The 24,860-nt window shown below is 72.0% G+C and carries 23 protein-coding genes; 21 read left to right on the forward strand and 2 right to left on the reverse strand.

Annotation, left to right across the window (positions count from 1 at the left end; all coding sequences use genetic code 11):
• Window positions 1–74: 74 nt before the first annotated feature.
• From aroC to nusB, 7 genes are all read left to right on the forward strand, one after another.
• The gene (aroC, locus tag PYS65_RS29945) at window positions 75–1,259 is read left to right on the forward strand and encodes a chorismate synthase (protein ID WP_279337055.1); all 1,185 of its coding nucleotides are present in this window, start codon (window positions 75–77) and stop codon (window positions 1,257–1,259) included.
• A complete protein-coding gene (locus PYS65_RS29950; protein ID WP_481007897.1) occupies window positions 1,256–1,768 on the forward strand; it encodes a shikimate kinase in 513 nt (170 codons plus the stop codon). The genes aroC and PYS65_RS29950 overlap by 4 nt, the downstream gene beginning before the upstream one ends.
• Entirely contained in the window at window positions 1,765–2,859 is a 1,095-nt protein-coding gene (aroB, locus tag PYS65_RS29955) for a 3-dehydroquinate synthase (RefSeq protein ID WP_279337056.1), read from the forward strand. Before PYS65_RS29950 ends, aroB begins: the two co-directional genes overlap by 4 nt.
• Before the next feature lie 213 nt (window positions 2,860–3,072).
• Entirely contained in the window at window positions 3,073–3,945 is an 873-nt protein-coding gene (locus PYS65_RS29960) for a Pro-rich N-terminal domain-containing protein (RefSeq protein WP_279337057.1), read from the forward strand.
• 92 nt (window positions 3,946–4,037) lie between these two features.
• Window positions 4,038–5,144: an aminopeptidase P family protein gene (locus PYS65_RS29965; protein ID WP_279337058.1), complete on the forward strand. Its 1,107-nt coding sequence runs from the start codon at window positions 4,038–4,040 to the stop codon at window positions 5,142–5,144.
• A gap of 57 nt (window positions 5,145–5,201) precedes the next feature.
• The gene (gene efp, locus PYS65_RS29970) at window positions 5,202–5,768 is read left to right on the forward strand and encodes an elongation factor P (RefSeq protein WP_279337059.1); all 567 of its coding nucleotides are present in this window, start codon (window positions 5,202–5,204) and stop codon (window positions 5,766–5,768) included.
• Window positions 5,769–5,770: 2 nt separating this feature from the next.
• Window positions 5,771–6,205, forward strand: coding sequence for a transcription antitermination factor NusB (gene nusB / locus PYS65_RS29975; RefSeq protein ID WP_279337060.1), 435 nt, complete (start codon window positions 5,771–5,773; stop codon window positions 6,203–6,205).
• 259 nt (window positions 6,206–6,464) lie between these two features.
• Here nusB and bldD read toward each other — a convergent pair whose 3' ends face one another.
• A complete protein-coding gene (gene bldD / locus PYS65_RS29980; RefSeq protein WP_279337061.1) occupies window positions 6,465–6,968 on the reverse strand; it encodes a transcriptional regulator BldD in 504 nt (167 codons plus the stop codon).
• 274 nt (window positions 6,969–7,242) lie between these two features.
• Here bldD and pyrR point away from each other — a divergent pair, with 274 nt between their 5' ends.
• The 14 genes from pyrR (at window position 7,243) to PYS65_RS30050 (ending at window position 24,047) form a co-directional block, all read left to right on the forward strand.
• The gene (gene pyrR / locus PYS65_RS29985; protein ID WP_279337062.1) at window positions 7,243–7,809 is read left to right on the forward strand and encodes a bifunctional pyr operon transcriptional regulator/uracil phosphoribosyltransferase PyrR; all 567 of its coding nucleotides are present in this window, start codon (window positions 7,243–7,245) and stop codon (window positions 7,807–7,809) included.
• A 108-nt stretch (window positions 7,810–7,917) separates the two neighbouring features.
• Window positions 7,918–8,892, forward strand: a complete 975-nt coding sequence (locus PYS65_RS29990; RefSeq protein WP_279337063.1) for an aspartate carbamoyltransferase catalytic subunit — start codon at window positions 7,918–7,920, stop codon at window positions 8,890–8,892.
• A gap of 4 nt (window positions 8,893–8,896) precedes the next feature.
• Window positions 8,897–10,183 carry a dihydroorotase gene (locus tag PYS65_RS29995; RefSeq protein WP_279337064.1) on the forward strand — a complete coding sequence of 429 codons (1,287 nt, stop codon included), beginning with the start codon at window positions 8,897–8,899 and terminating at the stop codon, window positions 10,181–10,183.
• The gene (locus PYS65_RS30000) at window positions 10,180–10,752 is read left to right on the forward strand and encodes a PH-like domain-containing protein (protein ID WP_279337065.1); all 573 of its coding nucleotides are present in this window, start codon (window positions 10,180–10,182) and stop codon (window positions 10,750–10,752) included. The genes PYS65_RS29995 and PYS65_RS30000 overlap by 4 nt, the downstream gene beginning before the upstream one ends.
• Entirely contained in the window at window positions 10,749–11,930 is a 1,182-nt protein-coding gene (gene carA / locus PYS65_RS30005) for a glutamine-hydrolyzing carbamoyl-phosphate synthase small subunit (protein WP_279337066.1), read from the forward strand. The genes PYS65_RS30000 and carA overlap by 4 nt, the downstream gene beginning before the upstream one ends.
• Window positions 11,923–15,231 carry a carbamoyl-phosphate synthase large subunit gene (carB, locus tag PYS65_RS30010; protein WP_279337067.1) on the forward strand — a complete coding sequence of 1,103 codons (3,309 nt, stop codon included), beginning with the start codon at window positions 11,923–11,925 and terminating at the stop codon, window positions 15,229–15,231. The genes carA and carB overlap by 8 nt, the downstream gene beginning before the upstream one ends.
• A 72-nt stretch (window positions 15,232–15,303) precedes the next feature.
• On the forward strand, window positions 15,304–16,410 hold the full coding sequence (locus PYS65_RS30015; protein ID WP_279337068.1) for a quinone-dependent dihydroorotate dehydrogenase: 1,107 nt from the start codon (window positions 15,304–15,306) through the stop codon (window positions 16,408–16,410).
• Window positions 16,407–17,252 carry an orotidine-5'-phosphate decarboxylase gene (pyrF, locus tag PYS65_RS30020; RefSeq protein WP_279337069.1) on the forward strand — a complete coding sequence of 282 codons (846 nt, stop codon included), beginning with the start codon at window positions 16,407–16,409 and terminating at the stop codon, window positions 17,250–17,252. The genes PYS65_RS30015 and pyrF overlap by 4 nt, the downstream gene beginning before the upstream one ends.
• 257 nt (window positions 17,253–17,509) lie before the next feature.
• Window positions 17,510–17,833: an integration host factor gene (locus tag PYS65_RS30025; RefSeq protein WP_279337070.1), complete on the forward strand. Its 324-nt coding sequence runs from the start codon at window positions 17,510–17,512 to the stop codon at window positions 17,831–17,833.
• 60 nt (window positions 17,834–17,893) lie between these two features.
• Window positions 17,894–18,487, forward strand: coding sequence for a guanylate kinase (gene gmk, locus PYS65_RS30030; RefSeq protein ID WP_279337071.1), 594 nt, complete (start codon window positions 17,894–17,896; stop codon window positions 18,485–18,487).
• An 84-nt stretch (window positions 18,488–18,571) separates the two neighbouring features.
• The gene (gene rpoZ / locus PYS65_RS30035; protein WP_006382157.1) at window positions 18,572–18,844 is read left to right on the forward strand and encodes a DNA-directed RNA polymerase subunit omega; all 273 of its coding nucleotides are present in this window, start codon (window positions 18,572–18,574) and stop codon (window positions 18,842–18,844) included.
• A 265-nt stretch (window positions 18,845–19,109) separates the two neighbouring features.
• Complete coding sequence (gene coaBC / locus PYS65_RS30040; RefSeq protein WP_279337072.1) at window positions 19,110–20,312, forward strand: bifunctional phosphopantothenoylcysteine decarboxylase/phosphopantothenate--cysteine ligase CoaBC; 1,203 nt, start codon at window positions 19,110–19,112, stop codon at window positions 20,310–20,312.
• Between the two features lie 236 nt (window positions 20,313–20,548).
• A complete protein-coding gene (gene metK, locus PYS65_RS30045; RefSeq protein ID WP_279337073.1) occupies window positions 20,549–21,772 on the forward strand; it encodes a methionine adenosyltransferase in 1,224 nt (407 codons plus the stop codon).
• Between the two features lie 127 nt (window positions 21,773–21,899).
• A complete protein-coding gene (locus PYS65_RS30050) occupies window positions 21,900–24,047 on the forward strand; it encodes a primosomal protein N' (RefSeq protein WP_279337074.1) in 2,148 nt (715 codons plus the stop codon).
• Between the two features lie 21 nt (window positions 24,048–24,068).
• Here the strand turns inward: PYS65_RS30050 and PYS65_RS30055 are convergent, their stop codons facing one another.
• Window positions 24,069–24,638: a hypothetical protein gene (locus PYS65_RS30055; protein WP_279337075.1), complete on the reverse strand. Its 570-nt coding sequence runs from the start codon at window positions 24,636–24,638 to the stop codon at window positions 24,069–24,071.
• Window positions 24,639–24,860: the final 222 nt, after the last annotated feature.

Consider the following 24,860-nt stretch of genomic DNA (forward strand, 5'->3'; position numbering starts at 1 on the left):
CCCGTCGTGCCGTAGCCGTACGCGAGGACACGCGTGCGCAGAGCAGACCAGGGCGCGAGTACCGAGGAGCACCGTTGAGCAGGTTGCGCTGGCTGACCGCGGGGGAGTCCCACGGCCCCGCACTCGTCGCGACGCTGGAGGGCCTTCCCGCCGGCGTCCCGATCACCACGGACATGGTGGCGGACCATCTCGCGAGGCGGCGGCTGGGCTACGGTCGCGGTGCCCGGATGAAGTTCGAGCGGGACGAGATCACCTTCCTCGGCGGCGTCCGGCACGGCCTCACCCTCGGTTCCCCGGTCGCGGTCATGGTGGGCAACACCGAGTGGCCGAAGTGGGAGCAGGTCATGGCGGCCGACCCGGTCGACCCCGAGGTGCTGGCCGGCCTCGCCCGCAACGCCCCGCTGACCCGCCCGCGCCCCGGCCACGCCGACCTCGCCGGCATGCAGAAGTACGGCTTCGACGAGGCCCGCCCGATCCTGGAGCGCGCCTCCGCCCGCGAGACCGCGGCCCGGGTGGCGCTGGGCGCGGTGGCCCGCTCGTACCTGAAGGAGACGGCCGGCATCGAGATCGTCTCCCACGTCGTGGAGCTGGCCGCCGCCAAGGCGCCCTACGGGGTGTACCCGACCCCGGCCGACGTGGAGAAGCTGGACGCGGACCCGGTGCGCTGCCTGGACGCGGACGCGTCCCAGGCGATGGTCGCCGAGATCGACCAGGCCCACAAGGACGGCGACACGCTCGGCGGCGTGGTCGAGGTGCTCGCCTACGGCGTCCCCGTCGGGCTGGGCTCGCACGTGCACTGGGACCGGCGTCTCGACGCCCGGCTGGCCGCCGCCCTCATGGGCATCCAGGCGATCAAGGGCGTCGAGGTCGGCGACGGCTTCGACCTGGCCCGGGTGCCCGGCTCCCAGGCGCACGACGAGATCGTCCCCACCGACGGGGGCATCCGGCGCGCCTCGGGCCGCTCCGGCGGCACCGAGGGCGGACTGACCACCGGTGAGCTGCTGCGGGTGCGGGCCGCGATGAAGCCCATCGCGACCGTGCCGCGGGCGCTGAAGACGGTGGACGTGGCCACCGGCGAGGAGGCCGCCGCCCACCACCAGCGCTCCGACGTGTGCGCCGTGCCGGCGGCCGGCATCGTCGCCGAGGCCATGGTGGCACTGGTCCTCGCGGACGCGGTCGCGGAGAAGTTCGGCGGCGACAGCGTGACCGAGACCCGCCGCAATGTGACGTCCTACCTCGAGAACCTGGCCGTGCGGTGACCCCGCTGATCGTGCTGGTCGGCCCGATGGGCGTCGGCAAGTCCACGGTCGGGCAGCTGCTGGCCGAGCGCCTCGGCGTCGGCTACCGGGACACCGACGACGACATCGTCGCCGCGCAGGGCCGCAGCATCGCCGAGATCTTCGTGGACGAGGGCGAGTCCGCCTTCCGTGCGATCGAGAAGCAGGCGGTGCGCGCCGCGCTCGCCGGGCACGAGGGTGTCCTGGCCCTGGGCGGCGGCGCCGTCCTCGACGCCGACACGCGTGTGCTGCTCGCCGGGCAGCGGGTCGTCTATCTGTCGATGGACGTCGAGGAGGCGGTCAGGCGCACCGGCCTCAACGCCGCCCGCCCCCTGCTCGCGGTCAATCCGCGCAAGCAGTGGCGCGAGCTGATGGAGGCCCGGCGCCATCTGTACGAGGAGGTCGCCACGGCCGTCGTGGCCACCGACGGCCGCACGCCGGAAGAAGTCACCCGCTCCGCCCTGGACGCACTGGAGATGAAGCAAGCATGAGCAGCGAGGCAGTGACGCGGATCCCCGTCGGCGGCACCGCGGGCACCGACCCGTACGAGGTCCTGGTGGGCCGTCAGCTCCTGGGCGAACTCGGCGGGTTGATCGGGGACAAGGTCGAGCGGGTCGCGATCGTGCACCCCGAGGCGCTCGCAGAGACCGGCGAGGCGCTCCGCGCCGACCTCGCCGAGCAGGGCTACGAGGCCATCGCCATCCAGGTGCCCAACGCGGAGGAGGCCAAGACGGCCGAGGTCGCCGCGTACTGCTGGAAGGCGCTCGGCCAGTCCGGCTTCACCCGCACCGACGTCATCGTCGGCGTGGGCGGCGGCGCCAGTACCGACCTGGCCGGTTTCGTGGCCGCGACCTGGCTGCGCGGGGTGCGCTGGATCGCGGTCCCGACCACGGTGCTGGCCATGGTGGACGCGGCCGTCGGGGGCAAGACCGGCATCAACACCGCCGAGGGCAAGAACCTGGTGGGTGCCTTCCACCCGCCCGCCGGTGTGCTGTGCGACCTCGCCGCCCTGGACTCCCTCCAGGTCAACGACTACGTCTCCGGGCTGGCGGAGGTCATCAAGGCCGGTTTCATCGCCGACCCGGTGATTCTGGACCTCATCGAGGCCGACCCCCGGGCCGCCCGCACCCCGGCGGGCCCGCACACCGCCGAGCTCATCGAGCGCTCGATCCGGGTCAAGGCCGAGGTCGTCTCCTCCGACCTGAAGGAGGCGGGCCGCCGGGAGATCCTCAACTACGGACACACCCTCGGCCACGCCATCGAGAAGAACGAGCGCTACAAGTGGCGCCACGGCGCGGCGGTGTCGGTGGGCATGCACTTCGCCGCCGAGCTCGGCCGCCTCGCCGGCCGGCTGGACGACGCCACCGCCGACCGGCACCGCGCCGTCCTCGAGTCGGTCGGGCTCCCCCTGCACTACCGCTACGACCAGTGGCCCAAGCTGCTGGAGACCATGAAGGTCGACAAGAAGTCCCGCGGCAACCTGCTGCGCTTCATCGTCCTGGACGGTCTCGCCCGGCCCACCGTGCTGGAGGGCCCGGACCCGGCGGTGCTGCTCGCCGCTTACGGAGAAGTGGGGGAGTAGCTCCCGGACCCGATCGCCGGACCATTGGGTCCGGCGATCGGGCACTCGGCGACACCCTTGGCCGTTCACCCGACAACGGCAGTGGGCCGTACCGTTCGAACGGCCGCCCCGACGCTCTAGGGTGGGGGGAGAGCGGGGGCCCACCCTGCCTTCAGTGCTTGTCGCCTGTGGCGAGTGAACCGAGCCCAGCAGACCGAGACGGAGTGGCACCGGATGCAGCACGCAGTGGGTTCTCCGCTGCCGCCGCCCCACCGACCGGGGCACGGACCGGCCGACGGCTGGTCACCGGCCGCACACCACCCGGGAGCGCACCAGGGGCCCGCCCCGGTGCCCCCACCACCTCCAGTCCCTCCGGCTCCGGGATACCCCGCTCCCCCGCCCGGGCCGGTGCCCCGGCCCGCGGGCGTTCCGCGGGCCGGGCATCCCTCGGTTCCGCCGCCGGAGACCACCGGTCATGTGCGGCTGCCGCCCGGCGGCCCCGTGGCCGTGCCCAGCGTCCCGCAGGCCCCCGCGGCCCCCGACCCGGCCGGTACGACCCTCGCGGTGCTGCTCATAGGCCCGGCGGGGGCGGGGAAGACCAGCGTCGCCAAGTACTGGGCGGACCACCGCCGGGTGCCGACCGCGCACATCAGCCTGGACGACGTACGGGAGTGGGTGCGGTCGGGTTTCGCCGATCCGCAGACCGGGTGGAACGACCACTCGGAGGCGCAGTACCGGCTGGCCCGCCGCACCTGTGGCTTCGCCGCGCGCAACTTCCTCGCCAACGGCATCTCCTGCATCCTCGACGACGCCGTCTTCCCCGACCGCCCCGTCGTCGGCCTCGGTGGCTGGAAACGGCATGTGGGGCCGGGCCTGCTGCCCGTCGTCCTGCTGCCGGGCCTGGACATCGTCCTGGAACGCAACGCGGAGCGGTCCGGCAACCGCCGCCTCGGCGACGAGGAGGTCGCCCGCATCCACGGCCGCATGGCCGGCTGGTACGGCTCCGGCCTCCCGATCATCGACAACTCCCAGCTCGGCATACCGGAGACGGCCGCGGTCCTGGACGACGTCCTGGCCCGGTCCATCGCCAGCCCTCCGGCCTGGTGAACCCCGCCCCACGGCGCCGCCGCCCCCGGGCCGGCCCGCCCACTCGGACCTCTCGACCGGCGGTATCCGGCCATCGCTCATAGGCTCGGGTCATGTCTGAGGTGTACGCGGTCCGCCGGACGCGGCTGAGGGAGTGCTGCAACGCGGGCGGCAGCGCGGCGGCGCTGGTGTCCCGGCCCGCCAACGTCCGCTACCTCGCGGGCGCCGTCCCCGAGGACACCGTGCTGCTGCTGGGCCCGGCCGAGGACCTGCTGGTGTGCGCCGCGCCCCTCGACGACCGCTTCCCGCAGGCCCGGCCCGACGAGGTGCTGCGTGTTCACGTCGTACCGGGGGACGGCGGCGATCCGGCCGCCCTGGCCGCCGGTCTCGCCGCCGCCCAGGGCGCCGACTCCCTGGCCGTCGAGGAGCACCACCTCACCGTGGCCCGGCACCGCGCCCTGGGCTCGGCCGCCCCCCGGCTGCGGCTGGCCGACGTCGGAACAGCGGTCGAGCAGCTCCGGGTGGTCAAGGACGAGGAGGAGATCTCCTGTCTGCGCATCGGCGCGGAGATCGCCGACCAGGCCCTGGGCGAGCTGCTGGAGTCGATCCTCGTCGGCCGCACCGAGCGGCATCTCGCGCTGGAGCTGGAGCGCCGGCTGGTCGACCACGGCGCCGACGGCCCCGCCTTCGCCACCTCCGTCGCCACCGGCCCGAACTCCGGGCGGCCCGGCCACCGGCCCACGGACCGGCGGGTGGAGGAGGGCGACTTCCTCTCCGTCTGTCTCGGCGCCGCCTACCGCGGATACCGCTGCGCGATCGGCCGTACGTTCGTCATCGGCACCGCCCCCGCGGACTGGCAGATCGAGCTGTACGACCTCGTCTTCACCGCTCAGCGGGCCGGACGGGAGTCCCTCGTGCCCGGCGCCGCCTGCCGTGACGTGGACCGCGCGGCCCGCCAGGTGCTGGACGGGGCCGGGTACGCCGAGGCCCTTCCGGCCGTCACCGGACACGGAGTCGGGCTCGAAATCGACGAGGACCCGCGAATGACCCCGGCGGCCATGGGTAAACTGGACGCTTGTGTGCCGGTCACCGTCGAACCAGGGGTTCACCTCCCGGGCCGGGGCGGTGTCCGGATCGATGACACGCTCGTCGTACGCCCCGAGGCGGACGGCGGACCCGAGCTACTCACCATCACGACCAAGGAGCTGCTGGCGCTCTAGCCTCGCGCCGAGCGCCGGCCCCGGGTCGTCTCACGTCAGTCCAGGAGATTCCGCAACGTGGCTTCCACGAACGACCTCAAGAACGGCATGGTGCTCAAGCTCGAAGGCGGCCAGCTCTGGTCCGTAGTCGAGTTCCAGCACGTCAAGCCCGGCAAGGGCCCGGCCTTTGTGCGCACCAAGCTCAAGAACGTGCTCTCCGGCAAGACCGTCGACAAGACCTTCAACGCCGGTGTGAAGGTCGACACGGCCACCGTCGACAAGCGGGACATGCAGTTCTCCTACATGGACGGCGACTACTTCGTCTTCATGGACATGGAGACCTACGACCAGCTGCACATCGACCGCAAGGTCGTCGGCGACGCCGCCCACTTCCTCGTCGAGGGCTTCGAGGCCACCGTCGCCCAGCACGAGGGCGAGGTGCTCTTCGTCGAGCTGCCGGCCGCCGTCGAGCTGACCGTCGCCGAGACCGAGCCGGGCGTCCAGGGTGACCGCTCCACCGGCGGCAACAAGCCGGCCACGCTGGAGACCGGTCACCAGATCCAGGTCCCCCTCTTCATCACCACCGGTGAGAAGATCAAGGTCGACACGCGTACCAGCGACTACCTCGGCCGGGTGAACAGCTAACCGTGGCTGCCCGCAACACGGCCCGCAAGCGCGCCTTCCAGATCCTCTTCGAGGGCGACCAGCGCGGCGCCGACGTTCTGACAGTCCTCGCGGACTGGGTCCGGCACTCCCGGTCCGACACCCGGCAGCCGCCGGTGAGCGAGTACACGATGCAGTTGGTCGAGGGCTACGCGGAGCACGCGAGGCGCATCGACGAGCTGATCGCCCAGTACTCGGTCGGCTGGACGCTGGACCGGATGCCGGTCGTCGACCGCAACCTCCTGCGTCTCGGCGCGTACGAGCTGATCTGGGTCGACGAGACCCCGGACGCCGTCGTCCTCGACGAGATGGTGCAACTGGCGAAGGAGTTCTCCACGGACGAGTCGCCCTCGTTCATCAACGGCCTCCTGGGCCGGCTGAAGGAACTCAAGCCCTCGCTGCGCCGCGACGAGAACTGAGCGGGCACCGCCACCGGGACAGGAACCGGTACAGGCGCCCGGCAGGTCCCCGAGCCGGCACAGACACGCCGGAGGGCCCGCAGCGATCGTGCTGCGGGCCCTCCGGCGTACTCGGTGAGCCCGCCCCCTCCGGTGACGAGGCGTCCGGCCGACGGGAGCGACGGGTCGGCCGGACGAAGACCGCCGGGGTGGCCCGAACCTGACAGGTTCGGGCCACCCCGGCGGTACGTTTCTGCTCAACCCGCAGAGCGCTTCGGAATCAGCTCTCCTCGTGCGAGGCGACCGCACGGCGCGCGTCCGCGTCCAGGACGCCCCAGCTGATCAGCTGCTCGGTGAGGACCGAGGGGGACTGGTCGTAGATCACGGAGAGGGTGCGCAGGTCGTCCTGGCGGATCGAGAGCACCTTGCCGTTGTAGTCGCCGCGCTGGGACTGGATCGTCGCCGCGTACCGCTGCAGCGGGCCCGCCTTCTCCGGCGGCACCGTGGCCAGCCGCTCCAGGTCGAGGACCAGCTTGGGCGGCGGCTCGGCGGCTCCGCCCGGAGTGGTGCCGGGAAGGAGTTCCTGCACCGGAACGCCGTAGAAGTCCGCCAGTTCGGCAAGACGCTGTACGGTCACGGCGCGGTCGCCGCGCTCGTACGAACCGACCACGACCGCCTTCCAGCGGCCCTGGGACTTCTCCTCGACACCGTGGAGGGAAAGGCCCTGCTGGGTGCGGATCGCCCGGAGCTTGGCTCCGAGCTGTTTGGCGTATTCGCTGGACATATAGCTCCCCGGCACTGTGTCGACGCGGCTGGCATGTTTCCAGGCCGCGCGGCTGGTAACTCACTGTGAGGTTACGCAGAGTTACTCTCGCCCGTCAAGCCGAATGGTCCACACCGACTCTTCCGTGCTACCCGGACCGGTTGCGCCAGGGGGGTGAGTGACAGCGGACGAAGGGGTGAAACAGGGGTGTCGCTGCCGACCTGATAGCGTGGGCGACGCAATTCCGACGTCCTTTAAGGTCCGTCCCGTGAGGCGGAGAAGGAGGTCCGTTCACATGGATCAGATGGACACGCACGTCGATGCGCGGCCCGTTCTCGAAGGCCCCGACATCGCGCGGGTACTGACCCGCATCGCCCACGAGATCGTCGAGCGCGCCAAGGGCGCCGACGACGTGGTTCTCCTCGGCATCCCGACCCGGGGCGTCTTCCTCGCCCAGCGGCTCGCCGCCAAGCTCGAGCAGGTCACCGAACGCACGGTCCCGATCGGCTCGCTCGACATCACCATGTACCGCGACGACCTGCGCATGCACCCGCCGCGTGCGCTGGCCCGCACCGAGATCCCCGGTGACGGCATCGACGGCCGGCTGGTCGTCCTCGTCGACGACGTGCTCTTCTCCGGGCGCACCATCCGCGCCGCCCTCGACGCGCTGAACGACATCGGGCGCCCCCGCGCGGTGCAGCTCGCCGTTCTCGTCGACCGCGGCCACCGCGAACTGCCCATCCGTGCCGACTACGTCGGCAAGAACCTCCCCACGTCGTTGCGGGAGACGGTCAAGGTCCTGCTCGCCGAGGAGGACGGTCGCGACACCGTGCTGCTCGGCGCCAAGCGGCCCTCCCCGTAGTGATCCGGGCGCACGTCGTCGGCGTGCGCCGGCCCGGGGCGCCTCCGCGCCTTCGGGTGCCCGGATTCTCCCGTTCTTCCGATTGAACCGTCCTACGGAGCCTGACAGATGCACCGTCATCTCATCTCGGCCGCCGACCTCACCCGTGACGACGCCGTCCTGATCCTCGACACCGCCGAGGAGATGGCCCGGGTCGCCGACCGGCCGATCAAAAAACTGCCGACCCTGCGCGGCCGGACCGTCGTCAACCTCTTCTTCGAGGACTCCACCCGGACCCGGATCTCCTTCGAGGCCGCCGAGAAGCGGCTGTCCGCGGACGTCATCAACTTCACCGCCAAGGGGTCCAGCGTCTCCAAGGGGGAGTCGCTCAAGGACACCGCGCAGACCCTGGAAGCCATGGGGGTCGACGCCGTCGTCATCCGGCACGGCGCCTCGGGGGCCCCGTACCGGCTGGCCACCTCCGGCTGGATCGACGCGCACGTCATCAACGCCGGCGACGGCACCCACCAGCACCCCACCCAGGCCCTGCTCGACGCCTTCACGATGCGGCGCCGGCTCGTCGGCCCGGACGCCGGGATCGGCCATGACCTCGCCGGCCGGCGCATCACGATCGTCGGTGACGTCCTGCACAGCCGGGTGGCCCGCTCCAACGTCGACCTGCTGCACACCCTCGGGGCCGAGGTCACCCTCGTCGCCCCGCCGACCCTGCTGCCGGTCGGCATCGAGTCCTGGCCCTGCGAGGTCTCCTACGACCTCGACCGCACCCTGCCCAAGTCCGACGCCGTGATGATGCTGCGCGTACAGCGCGAGCGCATGAAGGCCGCGTTCTTCCCGACCGAGCGCGAGTACTCACGGCGCTACGGTCTCGACGGCGAACGCATGCGGCGGATGCCCGAGCACGCGATCGTGATGCATCCCGGCCCCATGGTCCGCGGGATGGAGATCACCGCCGAGGTGGCCGACTCCGACCGCTGCACCGTCGTCGAGCAGGTCACCAACGGGGTCTCCATCCGGATGGCCGTCCTGTACCTGCTGCTCGGCGGCAACGAAACCGCCCTCACCCGCACCACGGAGGAGAAGTAACACCATGAGCAAGACCCTGATCCGCGGTGCGAAGGTGCTCGGCGGCGACCCGCAGGACGTGCTGATCGACGGCGGGACCGTCGCGGCCGTCGGCACCGGACTGAGCGCCGAGGGCGCCGAGGTCGTCGAGGCCGCCGGCAAGGTGCTGCTGCCCGGCCTGGTCGACCTGCACACCCATCTGCGCGAGCCGGGCCGCGAGGACTCCGAGACCGTGCTGACCGGCACCCGCGCGGCGGCGAGCGGCGGCTACACCGCCGTGTTCGCCATGGCCAACACCTTCCCGGTCGCCGACACCGCCGGCGTCGTCGAGCAGGTCTGGCGGCTCGGCAAGGAGCACGGCTACTGCGACGTACGGCCCGTCGGCGCCGTCACCGTCGGCCTGGAGGGCAGCACGCTCGCCGAGCTGGGCGCCATGCACGAGTCCGCGGCCGGCGTCACCGTCTTCTCCGACGACGGCAAGTGCGTCCACGACGCCGTGATCATGCGGCGCGCCCTGGAGTACGTGAAGGCCTTCGACGGCGTCGTCGCCCAGCACGCGCAGGAACCCCGGCTGACCGAGGGCGCCCAGATGAACGAGGGCGTCGTCTCCGCCGAGCTGGGACTGGGCGGCTGGCCGGCCGTCGCCGAGGAGGCGATCATCGCCCGGGACGTCCTGCTCGCCGAGCACGTCGGTTCCCGCGTCCACATCTGCCACCTGTCGACGGCGGGCAGCGTCGAGATCGTGCGCTGGGCCAAGGCCCGCGGCATCCGGGTCACCGCCGAGGTCACCCCGCACCACCTGCTCCTCACCGACGAACTGGTGCGCACCTACAACCCGGTCTACAAGGTCAACCCGCCGCTGCGCACCGAGCGGGACGTCCTGGTGCTGCGCGAGGCGCTCGCCGACGGCACGATCGACATCGTCGCCACCGACCACGCCCCGCACCCGCACGAGGACAAGGACTGCGAGTGGGCGGCCGCGGCCATGGGCATGGTCGGCCTGGAGACCGCGTTGTCGGTGGTCCAGGAGACGATGGTCGACACGGGCCTGCTGGACTGGACCGGCGTGGCCGACCGGATGTCCTTCGCCCCCGCGCGCATCGGACGGGCCGAGGGCCACGGCCGTCCCGTCTCGGTCGGTGAGCCTGCCAACCTCACCCTCGTCGACACGGCATACCGTGGTTCCGTGGACCCCGCGGGCTTCGCCTCGCGCAGCCGCAACACCCCGTACGAGGGCCGTGAGCTGCCGGGCCGTGTCACGCACACCTGGCTCCGGGGCACGGCCACGCTCGTCGACGGGAAACTCACGTGACATCTGTAATCCTGCTGGCCGCCGAGAAACGATCGGCGGAAGTGACCGACTGGGCGGCCAGGATCGGCTGGGTCGTCGGCCTCGCCCTCTTCGTCGCGCTCGTCTACTGGCTGATGCGCGAGGGCTGGAAGTGGCGCGGCACCCTCCAGAGCGACCTCCCCGGGCTTCCCACGACCCCGGACGACCCCGGCCCGGCGAAACTGAGTGCGCGCGGCCGCTACCACGGCTCCACCACCGCCGGTCAGTGGCTCGACCGCATCGTGGCGCACGGTCTGGGCACCCGCAGCAGGGTGGAGCTCACCCTCACCGACGCGGGCCTGGACGTCGTACGCCCCGGAGCCGGCGACTTCTTCGTCCCGGCCGACGCGCTGCGCGGGGCCCGGCTCGACAAGGGCATCGCCGGCAAAGTGCTCACCGAAGGCGGCCTGCTCGTCGTCACCTGGGCACACGGCGAGCGGCTGATCGACTCCGGCTTCCGCTTCGACCACGCGGCCGACCACAACGAGTGGGTCCCGGCCATCGACTCCATGAGCAAGACGAACGTCACGACGGAAGGCGCCGAACGATGACAACCTCCACCAGGGGAACCACCTCTCGCAAGAAGGTGCTTCCCGCCGTACTCGTCCTGGAGGACGGCCGGGTCTTCCGCGGCCGTGCCTACGGGGCGGTGGGGGAGACCTTCGGCGAAGCGGTGTTCTCCACCGGGATGACCGGCTACCAGGAGACCCTCACCGACCCGTCCTACCACCGCCAGGTCGTCGTGATGACCACGCCGCACGTCGGCAACACAGGCGTCAACGACGACGACCCCGAGTCCCAGCGGATCTGGGTCGCCGGCTACGTCGTGCGCGACCCCGCGCGCGTGCCGTCCAACTGGCGCTCCCGCCGCGCCCTGGATGAGGAGCTCGCCGCCCAGGGCGTCGTCGGCATCAGCGGCATCGACACCCGCGCGCTGACCCGGCACCTGCGCGAACGGGGCGCCATGCGCGTCGGCATCTTCAGCGGCGACGCCGTACGGGACGACGCCGCACTGCTGGCCGACGTGCGGGAGGCCCCCGAGATGAAGGGCGCCGACCTCGCCGCCGAGGTCGCCACCACCGAGCCGTACGTCGTCCCCGCCGTCGGCCCCGACGGCGCGCCCCTCCCGGCCGGCACCGCGAAGTTCACCGTCGCCGCGATCGACCTCGGCATCAAGGGCATGACCGCCCAGCGCATGACACAGCGCGGCATCGAGGTGCACGTCCTGCCCGCGAACGCCACCCTCGACGACGTCTACGCCGTCAACCCCGACGGGGTGTTCTTCTCCAACGGCCCCGGCGACCCCGCCACCGCCGACCAGCCCGTCTCCGTGATGCGGGGCGTCCTGGAACGCGGCACCCCGCTCTTCGGGATCTGCTTCGGCAACCAGATCCTCGGCCGCGCCCTCGGCTTCGGCACCTACAAGCTGAAGTACGGCCACCGCGGCATCAACCAGCCGGTGCAGGACCGCGGCACCGGCAAGGTCGAAATCACCTCGCACAACCACGGCTTCGCCGTCGACGCCCCGATCGACAAGGTCTCCGAGACCCCGTTCGGCCGGGTGGAGGTGTCCCACGTCTGCCTCAACGACAACGTGGTGGAGGGGCTCCGCCTGCTCGACCGGCCGGCCTTCAGCGTCCAGTACCACCCGGAGGCGGCGGCGGGCCCGCACGACGCCGCCCACCTGTTCGACCGCTTCGTATCCCTGATGGAGGGCCAGCGTGCCTAAGCGCACCGATATCCAGTCCGTCCTGGTCATCGGCTCCGGCCCGATCGTCATCGGCCAGGCCGCCGAGTTCGACTACTCCGGCACCCAGGCGTGCCGGGTGCTGAAGGCCGAGGGCCTGCGCGTCATCCTGGTCAACTCCAACCCGGCGACGATCATGACCGACCCGGAGATCGCCGACGCCACCTACGTCGAACCGATCACCCCGGAGTTCGTCGAGAAGATCATCGCCAAGGAGCAGCCGGACGCCCTGCTGCCCACCCTGGGCGGCCAGACGGCCCTGAACACCGCGATCTCCCTGCACGAGAACGGCATCCTGGAGAAGTACGGCGTCGAGCTGATCGGCGCCAACGTGGAGGCCATCCACAAGGGCGAGGACCGCGAGCTGTTCAAGGACGTCGTGGAGGAGGTCCGCAAGAAGATCGGGCACGGCGAGTCCGCCCGGTCCTACATCTGCCACTCCATGGACGACGTCCTCAAGGGCGTCGAGGAGCTCGGCGGCTACCCCGTCGTCGTCCGCCCGTCCTTCACCATGGGCGGCGCCGGCTCCGGCTTCGCCCACGACGAGGACGAACTGCGTCGCATCGCCGGCCAGGGCCTCACCCTGTCGCCGACCACCGAGGTGCTCCTGGAGGAGTCCATCCTCGGCTGGAAGGAGTACGAGCTGGAGCTGATGCGCGACAAGCACGACAACGTCGTGGTCGTCTGCTCCATCGAGAACTTCGACCCCATGGGCGTGCACACCGGCGACTCGATCACCGTCGCGCCCGCGATGACGCTGACCGACCGCGAGTACCAGATCCTGCGGGACGTCGGCATCGCCGTCATCCGCGAGGTCGGCGTCGACACCGGCGGCTGCAACATCCAGTTCGCGGTGAACCCCGAGGACGGGCGCGTCATCGTCATCGAGATGAACCCGCGGGTGTCGCGCTCCTCGGCCCTGGCCTCCAAGGCGACCGGGTTCCCGATCGCCAAGATCGCCGCGAAGCTCGCCGTGGGCTACACCCTCGACGAGATCCCCAACGACATCACGAAGGAGACCCCGGCCTCCTTCGAGCCGGCCCTCGACTACGTCGTCGTCAAGGCCCCGCGGTTCGCCTTCGAGAAGTTCCCGAGCGCCGACTCCACCCTCACCACCACCATGAAGTCGGTCGGCGAGGCCATGGCGATCGGCCGCAACTTCACCGAGGCCCTGCAGAAGGCGCTGCGCTCGCTGGAGAAGAAGGGCAGCCGGTTCACCTTCGTCGGCGACCCCGGGGACAAGGCGCTCCGCCTCGACGAGGCGATCCGCCCGACCGACGGCCGCATCAACGCGGTCATGCAGGCCATCCGCGCGGGAGCCACCCCCCAGGAGGTCTTCGACGCCACCAAGATCGACCCCTGGTTCGTCGACCAGCTCTTCCTCCTCAAGGAGATCGCCGACGAGATCGCCGAGGCGCCCGAGCTGACCCGGGACCTGCTCGCCGAGGCCAAGCGGCACGGCTTCTCCGACGAGCAGATCAGCGAGATCCGCGGCCTGCGCGCGGACGTGGTCCGTGAGGTCCGGCACGCACTGGGCATCCGCCCGGTCTACAAGACGGTCGACACCTGCGCCGCCGAGTTCGCCGCGGACACGCCGTACTTCTACTCCTCCTACGACGAGGAGACCGAGGTCGCCCCGCGCGAGAAGCCCGCGGTGATCATCCTGGGCTCCGGCCCGAACCGCATCGGCCAGGGCATCGAGTTCGACTACTCCTGCGTCCACGCCTCCTTCGCGCTGAGCGAGGCCGGGTACGAGACCGTGATGGTCAACTGCAACCCGGAGACCGTCTCCACCGACTACGACACCTCCGACCGGCTCTACTTCGAGCCGCTCACCCTGGAGGACGTCCTGGAGATCGTCCACGCGGAGGAGCAGGCCGGACCGGTCGCGGGCGTGATCGTCCAGCTCGGCGGCCAGACCCCGCTGGGCCTGGCCCAGGCGCTGAAGGACAACGGCGTGCCGATCGTCGGCACACCCCCCGAGGCCATCCACGCCGCCGAGGACCGCGGAGCCTTCGGCCGCGTCCTGGCGGAGGCCGGCCTGCCGGCCCCCAAGCACGGCACCGCCACCACCTTCGCCGAGGCCAAGACCATCGCCGACGAGATCGGCTACCCGGTCCTCGTGCGCCCGTCCTACGTGCTCGGCGGACGCGGCATGGAGATCGTCTACGACGAGAACCGGCTGGAGTCGTACATCGCCGAGTCGACCGAGATCAGCCCCTCCCGGCCGGTGCTGGTCGACCGGTTCCTCGACGACGCGGTCGAGATCGACGTCGACGCGCTGTACGACGGCGAGGAGCTCTACCTCGGCGGTGTCATGGAGCACATCGAGGAGGCCGGCATCCACTCCGGCGACTCGGCGTGCGCCCTGCCCCCGATCACGCTCGGTGGCTACGACATCAAGCGGCTGCGCGCCTCCACCGAGGGCATCGCACGCGGGGTCGGGGTGCGCGGCCTGATCAACATCCAGTTCGCGCTCTCCGGCGACATCCTCTACGTCCTGGAGGCCAACCCGCGCGCCTCCCGCACCGTCCCCTTCACCTCGAAGGCGACCGCGGTGCCGCTGGCCAAGGCGGCCGCCCGGATCTCCCTCGGCGCGACCGTCGCCGAACTCCGCGCGGAGGGCCTGCTCCCCGCCCAGGGGGACGGCGGCACGCTGCCCCTGGACGCGCCGATCTCCGTCAAGGAGGCCGTCCTGCCGTGGTCACGCTTCCGCGACATCCACGGCCGCGGCGTCGACACGGTCCTCGGCCCGGAGATGCGCTCCACCGGCGAGGTCATGGGCATCGACTCCGTCTTCGGCACGGCCTACGCCAAGTCGCAGGCCGGCGCCTACGGGCCGCTGCCCACCCGGGGCCGCGCCTTCATCTCGGTCGCCAACCGGGACAAGCGCCTGATGATCTCCCCCGCGCGTGAGCTGGTCGCCCACGGCTTCGAACTGCTCGCCACCTCCGGCACCGCCGAGGTCCTCAAGCGCAACGGCATCAACGCCACCGTGGTGCGCAAGCAGTCCGAGGGCACCGGCCCGAACGGAGAGAAGACCATCGTCCAGCTGATCCACGACGGCGAGGTCGACCTCATCGTCAACACGCCGTACGGCACCGGCGGACGTCTCGACGGCTACGACATCCGCACGGCCGCGGTGGCGCGGTCCGTGCCGTGCCTGACGACGGTCCAGGCACTCGCCGCGGCGGTCCAGGGCATCGACGCCCTCAACCGCGGCGAGGTGGGCGTCCGCTCGCTCCAGGAACACGCGCACCATCTGACCGCGGCCCGCGACTAGGGCCGAGCCGCCGGAGGGGGACACCGATGACGGTGTCCCCCTCTTCATGAGGACCACCTGGGACAGGACACGATGTACACGTACTTCTTCCGTCTGATCTTCCGGCGCATGGACCCGGAGCGGGCCCACCGGCTGGCCTTCCGCTGGATCCGCCGCGTCGCCGGCGTTCCCGTGCTGCGCACCTTCGTCGCCGCCGTGCTCGCCCCCCGCATCGAGGAACTGCGCACCGAGGCGTTCGGGCTGCGGCTGCACAGCCCCTTCGGGCTCGCCGCCGGCTTCGACAAGAACGCCGTCGGCGTCGACGGGATGGCGATGCTCGGCTTCGACCACGTCGAGATCGGCACGGTGACCGGGGAACCGCAGCCCGGGAACCCCGGGAAGCGGCTGTTCCGGCTGACGCCGGACCGGGCGCTGATCAACCGCATGGGATTCAACAACGAGGGCTCGCTGGCCGTCGCCGCCCGTCTGGCCTCCCGCACACCCGTCTTCCGGACCGTGGTGGGCGTCAACATCGGCAAGACCAAGGCGGTACCGGAGGACGAGGCCGTCGCCGACTACGTGAAGTCCGCCGAGCGGCTGGCACCGTACGCCGACTACCTGGTGGTCAACGTCTCCTCCCCGAACACGCCCGGGCTGCGCGACCTCCAGGCCGCGGACCGGCTGCGCCCGCTGCTGGGTGCCGTCCGCGAGGCCGCCGACCGCAGCGCCCCCGGCCGCCGGGTGCCGCTGCTGGTCAAGATCGCCCCCGATCTCGCCGACGAGGACATCGACGCGGTCGCCGACCTCGCCGTGGACCTCGGCCTGGACGGGATCATCGCCACCAACACCACCATCGCGCGCGCGGAGCTCTCCCTGGCCTCCGATCCCGCCCTGGTCGCGGAGACCGGGGGCCTGTCCGGCGCTCCGCTGAAGGCACGCTCCCTGGAGGTGCTGCGCCGCCTGTACGCGCGCGTGGGGGACCGGATCACCCTGATCGGGGTCGGCGGCATCGAGGACGCCGAGGACGCCTGGCAGCGCATCCTGGCCGGCGCCACGCTGGTCCAGGGCTACAGCGCCCTCATCTACGAGGGCCCCTTCTGGAGCCGTGCCGTCCACAAGGGACTCGCCGCGCGGCTGCGCACCAGCCCGTACAGCACGCTCGCCGACGCGGTGGGCGCCGACGTGAGGAAGACGGCATGAGCGGACTCGACCCCTTCGGCACGCGCCTGCGCCGCGCCATGGACGCGCGCGGCCCGCTGTGCGTCGGCATCGACCCGCACGCCTCCCTGCTCGCCGAGTGGGGTCTGAACGACGACGTGGCCGGTCTGGAGCGGTTCAGCCGCACGGTCGTCGAGGCGGTCGCGGACCGGGTCGCCGTGCTCAAGCCGCAGAGCGCCTTCTTCGAGCGCTTCGGCTCACGCGGTGTCGCGGTACTGGAAAAGTCGGTCGCCGAGGCGCGCGAGGCCGGCGCGCTGGTCGTCATGGACGCCAAGCGCGGCGACATCGGCTCGACCATGGCGGCCTACGCCGAGTCCTTCCTGCACCGGGACTCCCCGCTGTTCTCGGACGCGCTGACCGTCTCCCCCTACCTCGGCTACGGCTCGCTGAGCCCGGCGGTGGAGACGGCCCGGGAGAACGGCGCGGGACTGTTCGTCCTGGCGCTGACCTCCAACCCGGAGGGCGGCGAGGTACAGCACGCGGTGCGCCCCGACGGGCGCAGCGTCGCGGCGACCGTGCTCGCCCACCTGGCCGCCGAGAACGCGGGGGAGGCGCCCCTGGGGTCCTTCGGCGCGGTGGTCGGCGCGACGCTCGGCGACCTGTCGTCGTACGACCTGGAGATCAACGGTCCGCTTCTCGCGCCCGGCATCGGTGCCCAGGGGGCCACGGCGGCGGACCTCCCGGCGGTCTTCGGGAAGGCGGTGCGCAATGTCGTGCCGAACGTGAGCCGGGGCGTGTTGCGCCACGGTGCCGACGTGGTCGCGCTGCGTGACGCCGCGGAGCGGTACGCGGAGGAGATCAGGGCGGCCGTGACCCCGGCCTGAGCCGTTGACGAGGGACGCAGGAGCCTGCCGAGGCCTGGATAGGGTGACGAATCCGGGGCGATTTGCCCCAAATGTTCACCCTGATCGAGGCTGACCTGGACTTTTCCTCTGTTCTCGCTGACTCTGGCGGAGTTGGACGCTAGTCTCCGACGGAGAGTGAACGGGTAAGAGTGTGTTGCCCGTGGCTCCCAGGTGTGGGGCGATCAGGTTCCTCACCGGTCCGTATCCGACAGTTCGACATCCGAGGTGACGTAGGCGTGGCTCTTCCGCCCCTTACCCCTGAACAGCGCGCAGCCGCGCTCGAAAAGGCCGCCGCGGCTCGCCGGGAGCGGGCCGAGATCAAGAATCGACTCAAGCACTCCGGTGCCTCCCTCCACGAGGTCATCAAGCAGGGCCAGGAGAACGACGTCGTCGGCAAGATGAAGGTCTCCGCGCTGCTCGAGTCCCTGCCGGGCGTGGGCAAAGTCCGCGCCAAGCAGATCATGGAGCGGCTGGGCATCTCCGAGAGTCGCCGGGTGCGTGGCCTCGGCTCCAACCAGATCGCCTCCCTGGAGCGCGAGTTCGGCAGCACCGGCTCCTGAGTACCGGGCGGCCCGGGACCGGCGTCCCGGGCACCCCGCGATTGCTGGAATAATCGCCGCATGGCTGCAACACCCCGGGGGACGTCCCCCGTACCCCCGGACGCTCGTCCGCGGCTGACCGTGCTCTCCGGCCCCTCGGGGGTCGGCAAGAGCACGGTCGTCGCCCATATGCGCAAGGCACACCCCGAGGTCTGGCTCTCGGTGTCGGCGACGACCCGCAAGCCGCGCCCGGGGGAACAGCACGGGGTCCACTACTTCTTCGTCACCGACGACGAGATGGACAAGCTGATCGCCAACGGTGAGCTGCTGGAGTGGGCCGAGTTCGCGGGCAACCGCTACGGCACCCCCCGCGCGGCGGTGCTGGAGCACCTGGAGTCGGGCCTGCCCGTCCTCCTGGAGATCGACCTCCAGGGTGCCCGGCAGGTCCGTACGTCCATGTCCGAGGCCCAGCTGGTGTTCCTGGCTCCGCCCTCCTGGGAGGAGCTGGTGCGCCGGCTCACGGGCAGGGGCACCGAGTCGCCCGAGGTGGTCGAGCGCCGGCTGGAGGCCGCGAAGATCGAACTGGCCGCCGAGCCGGAGTTCGACACGACCCTGGTCAACACCTCCGTCGAGGACGTGGCCCGCGAGCTGCTAGCCTTGATGAACGTCGTGTGATCGTCAGCGTTTCCTCAGCGGCCGTCCCACGAGCACCGCAGACTTCATCTGCACCCATCTTTCCCATCCATCGGAAGGTAGAGCGTGTCCTCTTCCATCTCCACGCCCGAGGGCATCATCAACCCGCCGATCGACGAGCTTCTCGAGGCCACGGACTCGAAGTACAGCCTCGTGATCTACGCGGCCAAGCGGGCTCGCCAGATCAACGCGTACTACTCGCAGCTCGGTGAAGGTCTCCTCGAGTACGTCGGTCCCCTCGTCGACACCCACGTCCACGAGAAGCCGCTCTCGATCGCCCTGCGTGAGATCAACGCGGGACTGCTGACCTCCGAGGCCGTCGAAGGCCCCGCTCAGTAAGTCGTACCGTCGCACAAGCATTCGGTATCGCGGTCGCAACGTCGTATCAGCGACTCCCCACCGGTTTTTCCACAGGCCCGGCAGCACGGCTGCCGGGCCTGTGGTTTTGTCGGGGGTGCGGGGGGCCCGTTCCCCGCGGTGGTGCAGCATGAGAGGCGTGCGCCCCCCAGGGCGCGCACGGGAGCCGGGCAACCGGAAAGAGCCGGAAAGAACCGGGGAGAGACCGGGAAGGGCCCGGGAAGGCCCCGGAAAGGGACGGAGAGACGTGGACAAGCCGAAGGTCGTTCTGGGCGTCACCGGCGGCATCGCCGCGTACAAGGCATGTGAGCTGCTCCGGCGGCTGACCGAGTCGGGGCACGACGTGCGTGTGGTCCCCACCGCCTCCGCGCTGCACTTCGTCGGCGCCGCCACCTGGTCCGCGCTCTCCGGGAACCCGGTCACGACCGAGGTCTGGGACGACGTCCACGAGGTGCCGCACGTCCGCATCGGGCAGCACGCCGACCTGGTGGTCGTCGCCCCGGCCACCGCGGACATCCTGGCGAAGGCGGCGCACGGCCTGGCCGACGACCTCCTCACCAACACCCTGCTCACCGCCCGGTGCCCGGTGGTCTTCGCCCCCGCCATGCACACCGAGATGTGGGAGCACCCGGCCACCCGGGAGAACGTGGCGACCCTGCGCCGGCGCGGTGCCGTCGTCATCGAACCGGCGGTCGGCCGGCTCACCGGCGTGGACACCGGCAAGGGGCGGCTGCCCGACCCCGGCGAGATATCCGAGGTCTGCCGCCGGGTGCTGGCCCGGGGCGCGGCCGAGCCCGACCTCGCGGGACGGCATGTCGTGATCAGCGCCGGCGGCACCCGCGAGCCCCTCGACCCGGTCCGCTTCCTCGGCAACCGCTCCTCCGGCAAGCAGGGCTACGCCCTCGCCCGTACCGCCGCCGCGCGGGGCGCGCGCGTCACGCTGATCGCCGCCAACGCGTCCCTGCCCGACCCCGCGGGGGTCGACGTCGTCCCCGTCGGGACCGCCGTGGAACTGCGTGCGGAAGTACTGCGCGCCGCCGCCGACGCCGACGCGGTGGTCATGGCCGCCGCCGTCGCCGATTTCCGGCCCGCGGCCTACGCGGCCGGCAAGATCAAGAAGAAGGACGGGCAGGAGCCCGAGCCCGTCACCCTGGTGCGCAACCCGGACGTCCTCGCCGAGATCTCCGCCGACCGGGCCCGCCCCGGACAGGTGATCGTGGGCTTCGCCGCGGAGACGGACGACGTACTCGCCAACGGCCGCGCCAAGCTGAAGCGCAAGGGCTGTGACCTGCTCGTGGTCAATGAGGTCGGCGAGCACAGGACGTTCGGCTCGGAGGAGAACGAGGCGGTGGTGCTGGGGTCCGACGGCAGCGAGACGCCCGTGGCCCGCGGCCCCAAGGAAGCCCTCGCCGACACGGTCTGGGACCTGGTCGCCGGCCGCCTGGACTGAGCCGGAACATCCGGTGCGCGGGCCGGAAACGCAGCCCGTCGGGGTGTGGCGCCTCTGGCCAACCCGCCTCGACATGGGCAGAATGCCCGTGCCGCAGGTCACGGCGCTCCCGAGAGGCGAGACAGGGGGCCCCGCGGCGAGGCGCGACAGATAAGCTGTTCCACGGACGGCGTGAGGTGCAGCCCCCGCCGCCCGCCAATGATCAGCCAGCAGCCGCTGCAACCCCAGGGAGCGTTGTGTCCCGTCGTCTCTTCACCTCGGAGTCCGTGACCGAAGGTCACCCCGACAAGATCGCTGACCAGATCAGCGACACCATCCTCGACGCACTGCTCCGCGAGGACCCCACCTCGCGCGTCGCCGTCGAGACCCTGATCACCACCGGCCTGGTGCACGTGGCCGGAGAGGTCACGACCAAGGCCTACGCGCCGATCCCGCAGCTGGTGCGGGAGAAGATCCTGGAGATCGGCTACGACTCCTCGAAGAAGGGCTTCGACGGCGCCTCCTGCGGGGTGTCGGTGTCGATCGGGGCCCAGTCCCCGGACATCGCGCAGGGTGTCGACACCGCGTACGAGTCCCGGGTCGAGGGTGCCGCCGCAGGTGGGGAAACGGACGAGCTCGACAAGCAGGGCGCAGGCGATCAGGGGCTGATGTTCGGCTACGCGTCGGACGAGACGCCGACGCTGATGCCGCTGCCGATCTTCCTCGCGCACCGCCTGTCCAAGCGTCTGTCCGACGTGCGCAAGAACGGCACGATCCCCTACCTGCGCCCGGACGGCAAGACCCAGGTCACCATCGAGTACGACGGCGACAAGGCGGTCCGCCTCGACACCGTGGTCGTCTCCTCCCAGCACGCCTCCGACATCGACCTCGAGTCGCTGCTCACCCCGGACATCCGCGAGTTCGTCGTGGAGCCGGAGCTGAAGGCGCTGCTGGACGAGGGCATCAAGCTGGACACCGAGAAGTACCGGCTGCTGGTCAACCCCACCGGCCGCTTCGAGATCGGCGGCCCGATGGGCGACGCGGGCCTGACCGGCCGCAAGATCATCATCGACACCTACGGCGGTATGGCCCGGCACGGCGGCGGCGCCTTCTCCGGCAAGGACCCCTCCAAGGTGGACCGCTCGGCGGCGTACGCGATGCGCTGGGTCGCCAAGAACGTGGTCGCGGCCGGCCTGGCCGCCCGCTGCGAGGTCCAGGTGGCGTACGCCATCGGCAAGGCCGAGCCGGTCGGTCTGTTCGTGGAGACCTTCGGCACCGCCAAGGTCGGCACCGAGCTGATCGAGCAGGCGATCGACGAGGTGTTCGACCTCCGTCCGGCCGCGATCATCCGCGACCTGGACCTGCTCCGCCCGATCTACTCCCAGACCGCCGCCTACGGCCACTTCGGCCGGGAGCTGCCCGACTTCACCTGGGAGCGCACCGACCGCGTGGACGCGCTGCGCAAGGCGGCGGGCCTGTAGCCCGCCCGCCCGCACCCCTGGCACGTCCGCCGAGGCCCGGCGTCCCTTCGGGGGCGCCGGGCCTCGGCGCGTTCCCGGGGGGCGGTAACGCCGCCGGTTGTCAGTCGCGTTTGGTAAGAATGCAAGCGTGAGCAGTGAGAACGGGCAGGTGGACGGTGGTGCGCGGGGCGCCCCGCCGGAGCAGCTCGCGCTCATCCGCGAGACCGTGCGCAAGGCGGACACCCCCCGGGCCAAGCCGCGGACCTGGCGGGGCGCCGCGCTCGCCGGGCACCTGCCGGTCGCGCGCGTCCTGGTCGACAAGGGCGTGCTGCACCTCGACCGGTACTTCGACTACGCGGTGCCCGAGGAACTCGACGCCGACGCGCAGCCGGGCGTGCGGGTGCGGGTGCGGTTCGGGGCCGGCCGGCACCGGGTGCGCGAGGGACGCCGCGAGGGCGGGGGGCTGATCGACGGGTTCCTCGTCGAGCGGCTCGCCGAGTCCGACTACTCCGGCCCGCTGGCCGCCCTCGCCCAGGTGGTGTCGCCCGAGCCGGTCCTGAGCGAGGAGCTGCTGGGGCTGGCCCGCGCGGTCGCCGACCGGTACGCGGGCAGCCTCGCCGACGTGCTCCAGCTCGCCGTGCCGCCGCGCAACGCCCGCGCCGAGCGGCGCCCCTCGCCCGACCCCGCGCCGCCGCCCCCGGCGCCCGAGCCGGGCTCCTGGGCCCGGTACGACCAGGGGGAGGCCTTCCTCCGGTCGCTGGCCTCCGGCGGCGCTCCGCGCGCCGTGTGGAACGCGCTGCCCGGACCACTGTGGAGCGAGGAGCTGGCCCGTGCCGTCGCGGCGACGCTGGCCTCGGGGCGCGGCGCGCTCGTCGTCCTGCCGGACGGACGGACCGTCGCCCGTGTCGACGCCGCGCTCACCGAGCTCCTCGGCAAGGGACGGCATGCCGTACTGACCGCCGACGCCGGACCCGAGAAGCGGTACGCGCAGTGGCTCGCCGTGCGGCGGGGCTCCGTGCGCGCCGTGATCGGCACCCGGGCGGCGATGTTCGCGCCCGTCCAGGATCTCGGGCTGATCGCGCTCTGGGACGACGGCGACACCAGCCACAGCGAGCAGCACGCCCCGCAGCCGCATGCGCGGGAAGTGCTGCTGCTGCGGGCGGCACAGGACAAGTGCGGCTTCCTGCTGGGGAGCTGGAGCTGCACGGTGGAGGCCGCCCAGCTGGTCGAGACCGGCTGGGCCGGACCCCTGGTCGCCGGAAGGGACCGGATACGGGCCGCCGCGCCGCTGGTGCGGACCGTCGGCGACGGGGACCTCGCGCGGGACGAGGCCGCCCGTGCCGCCCGGCTGCCGACGCTCGCCTGGCAGGCCGTCAGGGAAGGGCTGCGGCACGGGCCGGTGCTCGTACAGGTGCCCCGGCGCGGCTACGTCCCCCGGATGGCGTGCGCCGGCTGCCGCACCCCGGCGCGGTGCCGGCACTGTTCCGGGCCGCTGGAGGCGCACGGTGCCGACGATCTGCGGTGCGGGTGGTGCGGGCGCGAGGAGGCCGGCTGGCACTGCCCGGAGTGCGGGGGGTTCCGGCTGCGGGCCCAGGTGGTGGGGGCCCGCCGGACCGCCGAGGAGCTGGGGCGGGTCTTCCCCGCCGTGCCGGTGCGCACCTCGGGGCGCGAGCACGTGCTGGACACGGTGCCGGGCACGCCCGCGCTGGTGGTGAGCACCCCCGGGGCCGAGCCGGTCGCGGAGGGCGGCTACGCGGCGGCGCTGCTGCTGGACGGCTGGGCGATGCTGGGCCGGCCCGATCTGCGGGCCGCGGAGGACGCGCTGCGCCGGTGGATCGGGGCGGCGGCGCTGGTGCGTCCGCAGGCGGCCGGCGGCACGGTGGTGGTGATCGCCGAGCCGACGCTGCGGCCCGTGCAGGCGCTGGTGCGGTGGGACCCGGTGGGACACGCGGTGCGGGAGCTGAGCGAGCGGGCCGAGCTGGGCTTTCCGCCGGTGTCGCGGATGGCGGCCGTGTCGGGACCGGGGGAGGCCGTGGCGGAGTTTCTCCGCGCGGTCGCACTCCCGGGGGAGGCGGAGGTGCTGGGACCCGTCCCGTTGCCCCTCACCCCCGCCGACCGCCCCCGGCGACCAGGCGGTCCGCCGCCCGGGGACCACTGGGAGCGGGCGCTGATCCGGGTACCACCGGGCAGGGGCGCGGCGCTCACCGGCGCACTGAAGTCGGCCCAGGCGGCGCGCATGGCCCGTGGGGGCGACACCCCGGTATGGGTGCGGATCGACCCGCCCGACATCGGCTGAACGGCGCCGCAGGACCGTCGGTCAGCCGTTGCGGGGACCCGGGAAGGTCGGGGGAGCGGGGAACGCCGTGGGGAGGGGATCGTTGCGGAGGGACGAACTGCTCGCTGTGGGCTGGGTCGGCAGGGAACGGGCGGCCGGCACCGTCGGCACGGTGGAGACCCCGGCGCCCACGTTGACCGTGCGGGTCCCCGACGGCTCCGCGGTGTGCTCCGCCTCCACGGCCGGGGCGGTCCGGGCGGCCGCGGCACGGCGGGCGCCGTAGCGGCGGTGCACCGCCTGTTTGGTGACGCCGAGCGCGGAGCCCACCGCGTCCCACGAGAAACCCAGCGAACGGTCGAAGTCGACGGCCGCGGTGACCAGGGTCTCGACGCTGTCCCGCAGCTCCTGGGCGAGGCGGACCGTCGGAGCGGGGGCGCGTCCGTAGACGACGAAGCCCGTGGAGGGGCCGGAGCGGCGCGGGCGGTAGACGTTGCCCAGCTGGGCGGTGAGTGTGCGCAGTGCGTCCACCTGCCGGCGGACCCGCTCGATGTCCCGCACCAGCAAGTGCAGGCTGGCACGAGCCTGGGCGTCGTGGGTTGCGTGGTCGGCCATGGAACAAGCCTCTCGAACCGGCGTTGAATGGAACGGGCCGTGTCCGGGCCCGATGTGGTCAACTCTTTCTTGACCAACGCGGATGCGCCCCATGGGTCACGGGGTGGGGGCGCGGCGACATGGACGCACGCCCCCGTGCGTGAGCGTGCGCCTCGGCTTCGTCGGAACGTCGTCCCCCCATAGACTGGTGCGCTGCCCGCACCCGCCCCTGCCCGAGAGGCC

Origin of the sequence: Streptomyces cathayae, assembly GCF_029760955.1 — a bacterium.
GTDB lineage: Bacteria > Actinomycetota > Actinomycetes > Streptomycetales > Streptomycetaceae > Streptomyces > Streptomyces cathayae.

Excerpts from the sequence above, each read along its gene's own strand:
- pyrR (WP_279337062.1), top strand. The coding sequence starts at position 7,243 with ATGGATCAGATGGACACGCACGTCGATGCGCGGCCCGTTCTCGAAGGC.
- gmk (WP_279337071.1), top strand. The coding sequence starts at position 17,894 with ATGGCTGCAACACCCCGGGGGACGTCCCCCGTACCCCCGGACGCTCGT.
- PYS65_RS30015 (WP_279337068.1), top strand. The coding sequence starts at position 15,304 with ATGTACACGTACTTCTTCCGTCTGATCTTCCGGCGCATGGACCCGGAG.
- bldD (WP_279337061.1), bottom strand. The coding sequence starts at position 6,968 with ATGTCCAGCGAATACGCCAAACAGCTCGGAGCCAAGCTCCGGGCGATC.
- PYS65_RS30055 (WP_279337075.1), bottom strand. The coding sequence starts at position 24,638 with ATGGCCGACCACGCAACCCACGACGCCCAGGCTCGTGCCAGCCTGCAC.
- PYS65_RS29990 (WP_279337063.1), top strand. The coding sequence starts at position 7,918 with ATGCACCGTCATCTCATCTCGGCCGCCGACCTCACCCGTGACGACGCC.
- PYS65_RS29965 (WP_279337058.1), top strand. The coding sequence starts at position 4,038 with ATGTCTGAGGTGTACGCGGTCCGCCGGACGCGGCTGAGGGAGTGCTGC.
- pyrF (WP_279337069.1), top strand. The coding sequence starts at position 16,407 with ATGAGCGGACTCGACCCCTTCGGCACGCGCCTGCGCCGCGCCATGGAC.
- PYS65_RS29995 (WP_279337064.1), top strand. The coding sequence starts at position 8,897 with ATGAGCAAGACCCTGATCCGCGGTGCGAAGGTGCTCGGCGGCGACCCG.
- aroB (WP_279337056.1), top strand. The coding sequence starts at position 1,765 with ATGAGCAGCGAGGCAGTGACGCGGATCCCCGTCGGCGGCACCGCGGGC.
- PYS65_RS29960 (WP_279337057.1), top strand. The coding sequence starts at position 3,073 with ATGCAGCACGCAGTGGGTTCTCCGCTGCCGCCGCCCCACCGACCGGGG.
- carA (WP_279337066.1), top strand. The coding sequence starts at position 10,749 with ATGACAACCTCCACCAGGGGAACCACCTCTCGCAAGAAGGTGCTTCCC.